This is a genomic window from Streptomyces sp. NPDC028368 (assembly GCF_055565615.1).
Map to the genome: position 1 here is coordinate 1 of NZ_JBVHTY010000039.1, position 14,600 is coordinate 14,600.

Genomic DNA, 14,600 nt, shown 5'->3' on the forward strand with positions numbered 1-14,600 from the left:
ATGCGTCTGATCAGCCGGGTTAGGGCCACGTTCGACGTGGAGCTGTCCGTGCGGGACCTGTTCGAGGCGCCGACGGTGGCGCAGCTCGCCGCGCGGCTGGCGGACCGGGCTGGGACACGGGCGACGGCGCTGGTGCCGATGGCGCGGCCCGAGCGGGTGCCGCTGTCGTTCGCTCAGCACCGGCTGTGGTTCCTGGACAAGCTCGAGGGGCCCAGCGCGACCTACAACGTGCCGATGCGGCTGCGGCTGAGCGGGGCACTGGACATCGGGGCGCTGCGGGCGGCGGTGGCCGACCTGGCGGTCCGGCACGAGTCGCTTCGCACGGTCTTCCCGGAGACGGACGGCGCGCCCTACCAGCAGGTGCTGGAGGGCGCCGCGGCCCGGCCGCCGGTGGAGGTGGTCCGGGTCGGCGCCGGGGAGCTGGCCGAGGCGGTCGGGCAGGCCGCCGGGTACGCCTTCGACCTGACGGCGGAACTGCCGCTGCACGGCTGGCTGTTCGAGACGGCGCCGGACGAGCACGTCCTGCTGCTGCTGGCGCATCACATCGCCAGTGACGGCTGGTCGATGGGGCCGCTGGTGCGCGATCTGTCGGCGGCCTACGCCGCGCGGTGCGCGGGCGAGGAGCCGGCGTGGACGCCGCTGCCGGTGCAGTACGCCGACTACACGCTGTGGCAGCGGCAGATCCACGGCGACGAGAGCGATCCGCACAGCCCGCTCGCCGCCCAGGCCGGATACTGGCAGAAGCATTTGGCGGGCCTGCCCGACGTGCTGGGACTGCCCACCGACCGGCCTCGCCCGGCCGAGGCCGGCTACCAGGGGGACAGCATCCCGCTCGCCTGGGACGCGGAACTGCACGCCGGTATCGCCCGTCTGGCGCGGGAGCACCGGGCGAGTGTGTTCATGGTCGTCCAGGCCGCGCTCGCCTCCCTGCTGACCCGGCTCGGTGCGGGCACGGACATCCCGATCGGTTCGCCGACCGCGGGCCGGACCGACGAAGCGCTCGACGATCTCGTCGGCTTCTTCGTCAACACGCTCGTGCTGCGCACCGACACCTCCGGCGATCCCACCTTCGCCGAGCTCCTCGACCGCGTACGGGAGACGGACCTGGCGGCCTACGCCCACCAGGACGTGCCCTTCGAACGGCTCGTGGAGCTCGCCAACCCCACCCGCTCACTGGCCTACCACCCCCTCTTCCAGGTGATGCTGAGCTTCGAGGCGTCGCCCGCCGAGGTGGCCTTCACCGGGCTCGACGGCGAGCTGGAGCTGATCGGGTCGCAGAGCTCCAAGTTCGACCTGGAGTTCGCGCTCGAGGAGACGGTCACCGCCGACGGCCTGCCCGCCGGGATGCGGGGTCTGCTGGACTTCGCGACCGACCTCTTCGACCAGGAGACGGCCGAGGCGCTTGCGCTGGGCCTGGAAAGGCTGCTGCGGGACGCGGTGGCGGATGCCGCCCGGCCGATCGGCGAACTGGGCCTTCTGCCCGAGGCCGAGCGCGCCGAACTGCTCGGCAGCCAGGCGTTCGGGGTGCGGGAGCTGCCCGGTGGCGAGATGCTGCCGGCGGGGGCGGGCGTGTACGTGCTGGACGCGGAGCTCCGGCCGGTGCCGGCCGGAGTGCCGGGCCGGCTCGTCGTCACCGTCCCCGAGTCCGCCGACCTGTCCGGGGTGACGCTGTACGGGCAGGCACCAGAAGGCGGGGAACCCGATCCGTTCGCCGTGGCGCCGGCGCGGATGTTCCCGACCGGCATGATCGTCCGCTGGACGGCCGACGGCCGGCTGCGGCCGATGGCCTCGGCGGCGCCGGTCGCCGCCGAGGACGGGGCGGCGCGGACCCCGGTCCGGCGCCGGGCCCGCACGCCGCAGGAGGAGATCCTGTGCGCTCTGTTCGCCCGGACGCTGGGGCTGACCACGCTGGAGACCGACGACAACTTCTTCGACCTGGGCGGGCATTCGCTGTCGGCGGTGCGGCTGCTGAGCCGTATCCGCGACGCATTCGGTGCCGAACTGGCCGTCCGCGACCTGTTCGAGGCGCCCACCGTCGCCGGGATCGCGGCACGGCTGAGCGGTGCGGGCGAGGCCCGTGCGGCGCTGGCCCCGCGGCCGCGCACCGAGCGGGTCCCGCTGTCGTTCGCCCAGCGCCGCCTGTGGTTCCTGCACCAGCTGGAGGGACCGAGCCCCACCTACAACGTGCCGATGGTGCTGACGCTGTCGGGTGCGGTGGACGTCGAGGCGTTGCGCGCGGCGCTGGTGGACGTGGCGCAGCGCCACGAGAGCCTGCGCACCGTCTTCCCGGAGGCGGACGGCACGCCGTACCAGCTGGTACTGGAGGGGGCGGCCGCGCGGCCCGTTGTCGAGGTGGCCGAGGTGGCCCCCGACGAGGTGGCGGCGCAGGTCGCCGAGACCGCGCGGTACGCCTTCGACCTGACGCGGGAGCTGCCGGTGCGGGCCCGGCTGCTGCGCACCGCGCCCGAGGAGCACGTCCTGGTGCTGCTGGCGCACCACATCGTCAGCGACGGCTGGTCGATGGATCCGCTCACGCTGGACCTCTCGGTGGCGTACGCGGCGCGCTGTCAGGGCGCCGCACCACGGTGGGAGCCGCTGCCGGTGCAGTACATCGACTACACCCTGTGGCAGCGCGATGTGCTCGGCGACGAAAGCGACCCGGACAGCGTGTTCGGACGTCAGATGGAGTACTGGAAGCGGCAGTTGGCAGACCTTCCGGACCGGCTGGAGCTGCCCACCGACCGCCCGCGGCCCGCGGTGGCCGGCTACCACGGGGAGGATGTCGACTTCTTCTGGGACGCGGAGCTGCACTCGGGGCTGACCCGGCTGGCCCGGGAGCACCAGGTGAGTGTGTTCATGGTGCTGCAGGCCGCGCTCGCCTCCCTGCTGACCCGGCTCGGCGCGGGCACGGACATCCCGATCGGTTCGCCGACCGCCGGCCGCGCCGACAGCTCCCTCGACGATCTCGTCGGCTTCTTCGTCAACACGCTCGTGCTGCGCACCGACACCTCCGGTGACCCGACCTTCGCCGAACTTCTCGGCCGGGTACGGGAGACGGACCTGGCGGCCTACGCCCACCAGGACGTGCCCTTCGAACGGCTCGTGGAGCTCGTCAACCCCACCCGTTCCCTGGCACACCATCCGTTGTTCCAGGTGATGCTGGTGCTGGCGAACACCACCGAGGGTGAGTTCGCGATGCGCGGACTCGAGGTGACCGATGGCCCGTTCCGTGCCTTCTCCGCCAAGTTCGACCTGACCTTCCACATCGGGGAGCGGTACACCGAGGACGGCGCCGCCGCGGGGCTGGTGGGCGCGCTGGAGTTCGCGACCGACCTCTTCGACCGGCCGAGCGCGGAGGCGCTGGCCGAGCGGCTGGAGCGCCTGCTGCGGGCAGTGGTCGAGGACGCCGCCCGGCCTCTCGGCGAGCTGGAGATCCTCTCGCCCGCCGAGCGCACGCACCTGCTGACGGGGGTGAACGACACGGCGCGCGAGTTGCCGCCGACGACGTTGCCGGAGCTGTTCCAGGAGCAGGTGGCCCGTACTCCGCGGGCCCCGGCCGTGGAGTACGCGGGGACGGTGGTGTCGTACGCCGAACTCAACTCCCGTGCCAACCGGCTGGCGCACCATCTGCTGGGGCAGGGCGTCGGCCCCGAGGACGTGGTGGCGCTGGCGCTGCCGCGCTCCACGGACCTGGTGGCGGGCATCCTCGCCGTCCTCAAGGCCGGCGCGGCGTACCTGCCGGTGGACCCGGAGCACCCGGACGACCGCATCGCTCACATGCTGGAGAGCGCCCGGCCGGCGTATGTGCTCACCCACGACGCGGTCGCCCGGCGGCTGCCGGCGGGGGCCGGAAGGCTGGTCCTGGACGGTCCCGACGCGGCCGGCGTCCTCGCCGCACAGCCGGACCACGATCCGCGCGACACCGACCGGCGCACGCCGCCGCTGCCCTCCCACCCGGTGTATGTCATCTACACGTCGGGGTCGACGGGGGTGCCCAAGGGTGTGGTGATGCCCGCAGGCGCGCTGAGCAATCTGCTGGCATGGCACGCCGAGAACCTGTCGGGCGGCTTCGGACGGCGCACCGCGCAGTTCACCGCGGTGGGCTTCGATGTCGCGGCGCAGGAGACCCTTTCGGCGCTGCTGCACGGCAACACCCTGGTCATTCCGGACGACGACGTCCGCCGGGACGCCGCGGCGTTCGCCCGCTGGCTGGACGAGCAGAAGGTGTCCGAACTCTTCGCGCCGAACCTGGTCGTCGGCGCGGTGGCGGAGGAGGCCGCCGCGCAGGGCATCGGCCTGCCCGCGCTGACCGATCTCGCCCAGGGCGGTGAGGCGCTGGTCCTCGGCCCGGCGCTGCGGGACCTGTGCGGTACGGCAACGCGGCGACTGCACAACCACTACGGGCCGTCCGAAACCCATCTGGTGACCGCGTACACGCTGCCGGAGCGGGTCGACGACTGGCCGGCCACGGTGCCGCTGGGCACGCCGATCTGGAACATACGGGTGTACGTGCTCGACGCGCGGCTGCGGCCGGTGCCGCCCGGCGTGCCCGGAGAGCTGTACCTGGCCGGTGCGCAGCTGGCCCGCGGCTATCTGGGTGCGCCGCGGCTGACCGCCGAACGGTTCGTGGCCTGCCCGTTCGGGGCACCGGGTGAGCGGATGTACCGCACCGGCGACCTGGTGCGGTGGGGCGGTGACGGGCAGCTGGCGTACCTCGGGCGCGGTGACGACCAGGTGAAGATCCGCGGGTTCCGGATCGAGCCGGGCGAGATCGAGAGTGTCCTCGCTGCGCATCCGGCCGTGGGCCAGGTGGCGGTGGTGGTGCGGGAGGACACGCCGGGGGAGAAGCGGCTGGTGGCCTATGCGGTGCCGGCCGGCGACACGGCCGTGGACGTCGCCGAGCTGCGCGCCCTGGGAGCCGCCAGGCTCCCGGCGCACATGGTGCCCGCCGGGTTCGTGGTGCTGCCGGCCCTGCCGCTGACGCCCAACGGCAAGCTGGACCGGCGGGCGCTGCCGGCTCCCGACTTCGCGGCGTCGGCCACCGGCCGGCGGCCGCGGAACCCGGGGGAGCGGTCGCTGTGCGAGATCTTCGCGGCGGTGCTGGAACTGCCCGAAGTCGGCATCGACGACAGCTTCTTCGAACTGGGCGGACACTCCCTGCTCGCCACCAAGCTGATCAACCGGATACGGACGGGCATGGGAGCCGAACTGTCCATCCGCGCGGTGTTCGAAGCGCCGACGGTGGCGGCGCTCGCCGAACGCGTAACAGGTGCCACACGCAGAGCACGGCCCGCGCTGCGGCCGATGCCGAGGTCTGGGAAGTAGTCATGATTCCGCTGTCATTCGCCCAACGCCGACTGTGGTTCCTCCAGCAGTTCGAGGGACCGAGCGCGACCTACAACCTGCCGATGCTGCTGCGGCTGACCGGCGACCTGGACATCGCGGCGCTGCACGGCGCGCTCGATGACGTGGTGGAGCGGCACGAGAGCCTGCGGACCGTCTTCCCCGACCGTGACGGCAGCCCCCACCAGCAGGTACTCGCCGCCGATGCGTCCCGTCCGGTGGTCGAGACCGTCCGCACCGCAGCGGAGCATCTGCCCGCGCTGCTGCGGGATGCCGCCTCGCACGCCTTCGACCTGACACGGGACATCCCGGTACGGGCGTGGCTGTTCGCGACGGCACCGGATGAACACGTCCTGCTGCTGCTGGTGCATCACATCGCCGCCGACGGCGGGTCACTCGCCCCGCTGACCAGGGACCTGTCGGTGGCGTACACCGCCCGCAGTACGGGCACGGCGCCGCAGTGGGACGAACTGCCGGTGCAGTACGCCGATTACACGCTGTGGCAGCGGGAGGTCCTCGGGGACGAGGACGACCCGGACAGTGTGATCAGCGAGCAGGTCACCTTCTGGCAGAAGACGCTGGACAGGCTGCCCGACCAGCTGGAGCTGCCCACCGACCGGCCACGGCCGGCCGTGGCCAGTTACCGGGGCGACAGTGTCGCGCTGTCCTGGGACGCCGGGCTGCACCGGGATCTGGTGCGGGTGGCGCGCGAGCGGGGATGCAGTGTGTTCATGGTGCTGCAGGCCGGCCTCGCCGCGCTGCTGACCCGGCTCGGTGCGGGCACCGACATCCCCATCGGTACCCCGATTGCCGGGCGCACCGACGAGGCGCTGGAAGACCTTGTCGGGTTCTTCGTCAACACCCTTGTGCTGCGCACCGACACCTCCGGCGACCCCACCTTCACCGAACTCGTCGACCGGGTACGGGAGATCGATCTCGCGGCCTACGCCCACCAGGACGTGCCCTTCGAACGGCTCGTGGAGATCGTCAATCCGCCCCGGTCGCTGGCGCGGCATCCGCTGTTCCAGGTGATGCTGATCCTGCAGAACAACGCCAAGGCCGCGCCGGAGTTCCCGGGGCTGCGGGCGGAGCTGGACGGTGTCGACACCGGGGTGGCGAAGTTCGATCTCTCCTTCGACCTGGAGGAGCGGCTGAGCTCCGCGGGCGAACCCGAGGGGATCGCCGTCGAGGTGGAGTTCGCCACGGAGCTGTTCGACAAGGAGAGCGCCGAGCTGATGGCGCGGCGGCTGGAGCGGCTGCTGCGGGCGGCACTCGCCCATCCGGCGCGGCCGGTCAGGGAGCTGGCGGTGCTGACGGAGGAGGAGCGCCACCAGCAGCTCGTCACCTGGAACGCCACCGATCACGAGGCGCCGGCGGCGAGCCTGCGGGAGCTGTTCGAGGCCCAGGCGGACCGGACACCCGATGCCGACGCGGTGCGCTGCGAGGACGTGTGCCTGAGCTATGCGGCACTCGACACCCGGGCCAACCGGCTGGCGCGCCTGCTGCGCACCCATGGCGTCGGTCCGGAGAGCTATGTGGCCCTCGCACTGCCCCGGTCCGCCGACCTTCCCGTCGCGCTGCTGGCCGTCGCCAAGACCGGCGCCGCCTACCTGCCCGTCGACCCGGACCACCCCGCCGACCGCCTCGCCCACGTCTTCGCCGACGCGGCCCCGGTCTGCGTGCTGACCACCGGCGCCCTCGCGCAACAACTCCCCGCCACCGACGCGGAGTTGGTGATGCTCGATGCGCCGGACACCACGGCCGCGCTGGCGGACCTGCCGGACGGCCGCCTCACCGGGTCCGAGCGGCCGGCCGGGACGACGCCGGACAGCCCGGCGTACGCGATCTACACCTCCGGGTCGACGGGCCGCCCCAAGGGCGTCGTCGTCTCGGCCGGGAACCTGGTCAACTTCCTCAGCGCGATGCGGCAGGTGTTCACTCCGCAGCCGTCGGACCGGCTGCTCGCCGTCACCACCATCGCGTTCGACATCGCGGGACTGGAGTTGTACCTGCCGCTGATCTGCGGCGCGTCCGTCCAGCTCGCCACCTCCGAGGAGGTGCGCGACACCCCGCGTCTGGCCGCACTGCTGGCCTCCTCCGGTGCGACGTTCATGCAGGCCACCCCCTCCCTGTGGCAGGGGCTGGCGGACCGGTTCCCCGAGGCGCTGCACGGGCTGCGGGTCCTGGTCGGCGGCGAGGCGCTGCCCACCCCGCTGGCGCACCACCTCGCCGCGCACGCCGCGAGCGTGACGAATCTCTACGGCCCGACGGAGACGACCATCTGGTCGACCCTCGCGGACGTCACCGGTGAGGGCAGCGCCCCCATCGGCCGGCCGATCGGCAATACCCAGGCGTATGTGCTGGACGCGCGGCTGCGGCCACTGCCGGTAGGGGTGCCGGGCGAGTTGTACCTCGCAGGTCGGGGCCTGGCGCGCGGTTACCGCGGACGGCCCGCGGTGACGGCGGAGCGCTTCGTGGCGAACCCGTTCGGCGGCGCCGGTGCGCGGATGTACCGCACCGGTGACCTGGTGCGGTGGCGGGCCGACGGGCAGCTGGAGTTCGTCGGCCGCGTCGACCACCAGGTCAAGGTCCGTGGCTTCCGCATCGAGCTGGGTGAGATCGAGTCCGCCGTCGCCGGGCATGCGGCCGTCGGGCAGGTCACGGCGCTCGTCCGGGAGGACCGGCCGGGCGACCAGCGCATCGTGGCGTACGTGGAGCCGGCCCACGGTTGCGCGGCACCGGCGGCGGCCGCGCTGCGGCGCCATGCGGCCACCCTCCTGCCGGAGTACATGCTGCCCGCCGCCTTCGTGGTGCTGGACGCTCTCCCGCTGACCCCGAACGGCAAGGTCGACCGGGCGGCGCTGCCGGTCCCTGACAGCGCACCGAGCGCCGGCTCCCGGGAGCCGCGTACCGCACGCGAAGAGATCCTGTGCGGCATCTTCGCGGAGGTCCTCGGCATCGAACGGGCCGGGGCCGACGACGACTTCTTCGCGTTGGGCGGGCATTCGCTGCTCGCCACGCGGCTGACCAGCCGAGTGCGTGCCGCCTTCGGGGTGGAGCTGGCGGTCCGGGACCTGTTCGAGGCCCCGACGGTCGCCGGCCTGGCCCGCCGGCTGGACGGAGCGGCCGGCGCACGGGCGGCGCTGGAGCCGGCGGCGCGGCCCGCGCGGATCCCGCTGTCCTTCGCACAGCGGCGGCTGTGGTTCCTCGACAAGCTGGAGGGGCCGAATGCCACGTACAACATGCCGATGCTGCTGCGGCTGAGCGGGGAACTGGACGTCCCGGCGCTGCGGGCGGCGCTGGCGGATCTGACCGGACGCCACGAGAGTCTGCGCACGGTCTTCCCGGACGTCGACGGCAAGCCGTACCAGCTGGTGCTGGACGGCGCCGCCGCCCGGCCCGTCGTCGAGGTCGTCGACACCGACGACGGGCAGGCCCCGGAGCTGATCACCGCGGCCGCCCGGTACGCCTTCGACCTGACCCGCGACATCCCGCTGCGGGCCTGGGTGTTCAGAACGGCACCCGAGGAGCACGCCCTGCTGATCCTCGCGCACCACATCGCCGCCGACGGCGCCTCGCTGGCACCGCTCGCCCGTGATCTGAACGTCGCCTACACCGCGCGCCTGGCCGGCTCCGCACCCGCCTTCGCGCCGCTGCCGGTGCAGTACGCGGACTACACGCTGTGGCAGCAGGCGACCCTGGGCGACGAGGACGCCTCGGACAGCGTGATCCGCGCCCAGATCGACCACTGGCGCACGGCCCTGGCCGGTGTCCCGGAGGAGCTGGTGCTGCCCACCGACCGCCCACGGCCCGCCGTCGCCGGCTACGGGGGCGACAATGTCGCCTTCACCTGGGACGCCGAACTGCACGCCGGTGTGGTCCGGCTGGCCCGCGCGCACCAGTGCAGTGTGTTCATGGTGCTGCAGGCCGGCCTCGCCGCGCTGCTGACCCGGCTCGGTGCGGGCACCGACATCCCCATCGGTACCCCGATTGCCGGGCGCACCGATGACGCCCTGGAAGACCTCGTCGGGTTCTTCGTCAACACCCTCGTGCTGCGCACCGACACCTCCGCCGACCCCACCTTCACCGAACTCCTCGGCCGGGTACGGGAGACGGACCTGGCGGCCTACGCCCACCAGGACGTGCCCTTCGAACGGCTCGTGGAGCTCGTCGACCCCGTCCGGTCGATGGCGCACCACCCGCTGTTCCAGGTGATGCTGGTCCTCCAGAACAACGAGGACGCCCAGCTCGCCCTGCCCGGTCTGCGGACGGTACTGGAAGACGTCAACACCGGTGCCGCCAAGGTGGACCTGGCGTTCAACATGGAGGAGCTGTACTCCGCCGAGCGCGCTCCGGCGGGGCTGGCGGGCACGGTGGAGTTCGCCACCGACCTCTTCGACCGGGAGACGGCCCAGGTACTGGCCGAGCGGCTGGAGCGGCTGCTGCGGGCCGTAGTGGCGGACGCCTCGCTGCCCGTCGCCACGCTGGATGTGCTGTCCCCGGCCGAGCGGCACCAGCTGCTGGTGGAGTGGAACGACACCGCACGCGAGGTGCCGCCGGCCACGCTCCCGGACCTCTTCCGGGCGCAGGCCGCCCGCACTCCGCACGCCCCGGCGGTCGAGCACGAAGGCCGGATACTGACGTACGCGGAGCTGAACACCCGGGCGAACCGGCTGGCGCATGAACTCATGAACCGGGGCGCGGGCCCTGAGCGGATCGTGGCACTGCAGCTGCCCCGCTCCCTGAACCTGGTGGTCGCCGTACTCGCGGTCCTCAAGGCCGGCGCCGCCTACCTGCCCGTCGACCCGGAGTACCCCGCCGACCGCATCGACTACATGCTGCGCGACGCCGAACCGGTCCTCGTCCTCACCACGGCCGACGACGTCGCGCCGCCGGTGCCGGGCCTGGCCACGCTGGCCGTGCCCGGCGACGCCGACGCCTGGGCACACCGGCCCGGCACCGATCCGACCGACGCCGACCGGACCGCGCCGCTGCTGCTGGGGCACCCGGCGTATGTCATCTACACCTCCGGTTCCACCGGTCGCCCCAAGGGCGTCGTCGTCGCGCACACCGGTATGGCCAGCTTCGCGACGGACAAGATCGACCGCTGCGGCATCGAGGAGGGCAGCCGGGTGGCGCAGTTCGCGTCGCCCAGCTTCGACGCGTCGGTACTCGAACTGTGGCTGGCGCTGCTGTCCGGCGCCTGCCTGGTGATTCCCCCGGCCGGGACGCTCGCCGGTGCGGCACTGGCCCAGCAGCTGGCCGAACTCCGCATCAACCACGCGGCGTTGGCGGCAGCCGCGCTGGCGAGCATGCCGGCCGCGCCGCTGCCGGAGCTGCGGTCGCTGACGGTCGGCGGGGATGTCTTCACCGGCGAGGTCGTCGCACGCTGGGCCGGCGGGCGCCACATGGTCAATGGCTACGGGCCGACCGAGGCGACGGTCTGGGTGACGTCGAGCCCGGCGCTGTCCGAGCCGGTGGCCCCGCCGATCGGCCGCCCGGTGTGGAACACCCAGGTGTACGTCCTCGACGCCGCGCTGCGACCGGTGCCGGCCGGGGTGCCCGGCGAGCTGTACCTCGCGGGCGTCCAGCTGGCTCGCGGCTACCTGGACCGCCCCGGGATGACCGCCGCGCGGTTCGTCGCCAACCCGTTCGGCGCGCCCGGTGCGCGGATGTACCGCACCGGTGATCTCGTCACCTGGCGGGCCGACGGGCAGCTGGAGTTCGTCGGCCGCGTCGACGACCAGGTCAAGGTCCGCGGTTTCCGCATCGAGCTGGGTGAGATCGAGAACGCCCTGGCGGGTCACCCGGCGGTGGCGGACACCGCGGTCATCGTCCGTGAGGACCGGCCGGGCGACAAGCGCATCGTCGCCTATGTCGTTCCGGCCGAAGACGCCGCGGTGGACGCCGCCGCGCTGAGGGCGCACCTGGCCGGGCAGTTGCCCGACTACATGCTGCCCGCCGCGTTCCTCGAACTGGACGCGCTGCCGCTGACCACCCACGCCAAGCTGGACGTCCGGGCGCTGCCCGCACCGGACTTCGCGGCGGCCGTGGGCACCAGGGCGCCGCGCACCGCACGCGAGGAGACGCTCTGCCGCATCTTCGCCGAGGTGCTGAACCTGCCCCGGGTCGGTGTCGACGACAGCTTCTTCTCGCTGGGCGGGGACAGCATTCTGTCCATCCAGGTGATCTCCCGGGCGCGGAACGAGGGCATCGTGCTCACGGCGCGGGAGATCGTCCGCCACCAGACCGTCGAGGCGCTGGCCGCGCTCGCCGCCGGTCTGCCGGCGGCCGCCGCCGAGGATCCGCAGGACGCGGTCGGTACGCTGCCGCCGACGCCCATCATGCACTGGCTGCGGGAGCTGGACGCGCCGGTGGACGGCTTCAACCAGTCGATGGTGCTCCAGGTCCCGGCAGAGCTGGCACAGCAGCAGCTCGTTGATGTGGTGCAGTCGCTGCTCGACCACCACGATGCCCTGCGGATGCGCCTCACGGAGCACCCGGCGGACGACGGTGCGGGGCTGCCGGACTGGGAGCCCGAGGTGCTGCCCCGTGGCAAGGTGGCGGCCGAGGACTGTGTGCGGCGGGTCGACGCCGAAGGGCTGCACGGCGCGGAACTGGCCGGTCTGGTGGCCGCCGAGGGCGAACGGGCACGGGCCCGGCTGCGGCCGCGCGAGGGCGCCATGGTGCAGGCCGTGTGGTTCGACGCCGGGCCCGCCGCCCCCGGCCGACTGCTGCTGACGCTGCATCATCTGGTCGTCGACGGGGTGTCCTGGCGCATCCTGCTGCCGGATCTGGCCGCCGCCTGGCGGGCGGTGGCAGCGGGCGGGCAGCCGTCGCCGGAGCGCGCGGGGACATCCCTGCGGCAGTGGGCGCGGCAGCTGTCGGCGGCTGCGCAGCGTCCCGAGCGGCTTGCCGAACTGCCGCTGTGGACCGGGATGCTGGCCACAAAGGAGCCGCTGCTGGGCTGCCGCCCGCTGGACCGCACCCGGGACCTGGGAAGCACCACCCGGTCGCTGACCTTCACCCTGCCCGCACCGACCACGACGGCCCTGCTGACCACGGTGCCGGAGGCCTTCCACGCCAGGATCGACGACATCTTGCTGACCGCGCTGGCGCTGGCCGTCGTCGACCGGCGCCGGGGCCGGGGCGAGGTCGGCAGCCAGGTACTGATCGATCTCGAGGGGCACGGCCGGGAGGAGATCGTGCCCGGTGTGGACCTGAGCCGCACCGTCGGCTGGTTCACCAGCCTGTATCCGGTGCAGCTCGACCCGGGTCCGTTCGACCGGGACGAGGTGTGGGCCGGCGGCCCCGGGATGGGCCAGGTGGTGAAGCGGATCAAGGAACAGCTGCGGGCCGTCCCCGACCGCGGCATTGGCTTCGGTCTGCTGCGACACCTCAACCCCACGGTCGCCGCCGAACTGTCGGCGCTGCCCACCCCGCAGATCGGCTTCAACTACCTGGGCCGCCTGACCGCCGCGGAGGGCGGCGCCACCGCCGACTGGGACCTCGACGCCGACGCACCGACCCCGCCCGGCGCCGACCCCCGGATGCCGGCCGGTCACGCGCTGGTGATCAACGCGGTGACCGAGGACCTGCCCGACGGGCCACGGCTGTCGGCCACCTGGAACTGGCCGCGGGACCTGCTGGCCGAGCAGGACGTCCAGGCGTTCGCCGAGAGCTGGTTCGCGGCACTGACCGCACTGGTGGCCCACTGCGAGGACCCGAACGCCGGTGGTCTCACCCCCTCCGACCTGTCCCTGGAATCGCTGAGCCAGGACGAAATCGATGACCTTGAAGCCGAATTGGACACGCTGTGAAGACTCAGTCCGCACTTGAAGACGTCCTGCCGCTCGCGCCGCTGCAAGAGGGGTTCCTGTTCCACGCGCTGTATGACGGGCAGGCACCCGACATCTACAACGTGCAGCTCGTACTGCGGATCGAGGGCGAGGTGGACGCCGCCGCACTGCGCGCGTCCGTCAGCACGCTGCTGGCCCGGCACGCCAACCTGCGGGCCGGTTTCCGCACCCGGAAGAACGGCCAGCCGATCCAGGTGATCCACCGCACGGTGCCGCTGCCGTGGCGGGAGAGCGACCTGACCGGGGCCGCGGACGGGCCGGCCGGCCAGGACGCGCAGCTGGAACGGCTGCTGGCCGCCGACCGGGCCGAGCGGTTCGACCTGGCCCGGCCGCCGCTGCTGCGGCTGACCCTGTACCGTCTCGCCGACCGCCGCTACTGCCTGGCACTGACCTGCCATCACATCCTCCTCGACGGCTGGTCGATGCCGCTGGTCCTGGACGAGCTGTTCACGCTGTACGGGCAGCAGGGCAGCCCGGCGGGGCTGCCGCGGGTCACGCCGTACCGCGACTACCTGGCCTGGCTGGGCCGGCAGGACCAGGCCGCGGCGGAGTCCGCCTGGCAGCGGGCGCTGCGGGGCCTGGACGAACCGACGCTGGTAGCGGCCGCCGACCGGACGCCGCAGATGCCCGGCCGGGTCGAGCTGGAGCTGTCGCACGCGTCCACCGCACGGCTGACCGCGGCGGTGCGCGAGCGACGGCTGACGATGAGCACACTGCTGCACGGCGCGTGGGCGGTGGCGCTCGCCCAGCTGACCGGCCGGGACGATGTGGTGTTCGGTACGACCGTGTCCACCCGCCCGGCCGACCTGCCCGGCTCGGAGTCGATGGTCGGGCTGTTCATCAACACCATTCCCGTCCGGGTGCGGCTGGACCAGCGGCAGTCGCTGCTGGACAACCTCGTACGGCTCCAGGAGGAGCAGAGCGCCCTGCTGCCGCACCAGTACCTGGGGCTGGGCCGTATCCAGCAGCTGGCCGGTGCCGGTGAACTCTTCGACACCACCGCGCTGCTGGAGAACTATCCGCTGGGCGTGGCCGAAGACGACGCTCCCGTGGCCGGGCTGCGGCTGACCGAGGTCGACGGACGGGACGCCACGCACTACGCCCTCAGCCTCGTGGGCGACCTGGTGGGCGACCGGCTCGCCTTGCGCCTCGACCACCGCGCTGACCTCATGGACCGGGAGAGCGCCACCGGCCTCCTCGACCGGGTGCGGGCGCTGCTCACCTCGGTGATGGAGACGCCGGACCTGCCGCTCGACCGGGTCACGCTGATCAGCGAGACGGAGCGGGAGCGGGTCCTGGGCACCTGGAACGACACGGCGTGTGCGGTTGCGCCGGCGACGTTGCCGGATCTGTTCGAGGCGCAGGTGGTGCGGACTCCGGATGCGCCGGCCCTCGAGC

General features: G+C 72.9%; 3 protein-coding genes. All 3 read left to right on the forward strand.

The window, feature by feature from the left end:
- Positions 1-5,325: amino acid adenylation domain-containing protein (locus ACZ4S3_RS40085; protein ID WP_467943714.1), on the forward strand; the 5,325-nt coding region annotated here is incomplete at its 5' end.
- Positions 5,326-5,327: 2 nt separating this feature from the next.
- Positions 5,328-13,163 carry an amino acid adenylation domain-containing protein gene (locus ACZ4S3_RS40090; protein ID WP_467943716.1) on the forward strand — a complete coding sequence of 2,612 codons (7,836 nt, stop codon included), beginning with the start codon at positions 5,328-5,330 and terminating at the stop codon, positions 13,161-13,163.
- The coding region (locus ACZ4S3_RS40095; RefSeq protein WP_467943718.1) for a condensation domain-containing protein at positions 13,160-14,600 on the forward strand (1,441 nt) is incomplete at its 3' end. The genes ACZ4S3_RS40090 and ACZ4S3_RS40095, both read left to right, overlap by 4 nt.

Coding starts and splice junctions, on each gene's coding strand:
- ACZ4S3_RS40090 (WP_467943716.1), top strand. CDS start 5,328: ATGATTCCGCTGTCATTCGCCCAACGCCGACTGTGGTTCCTCCAGCAG.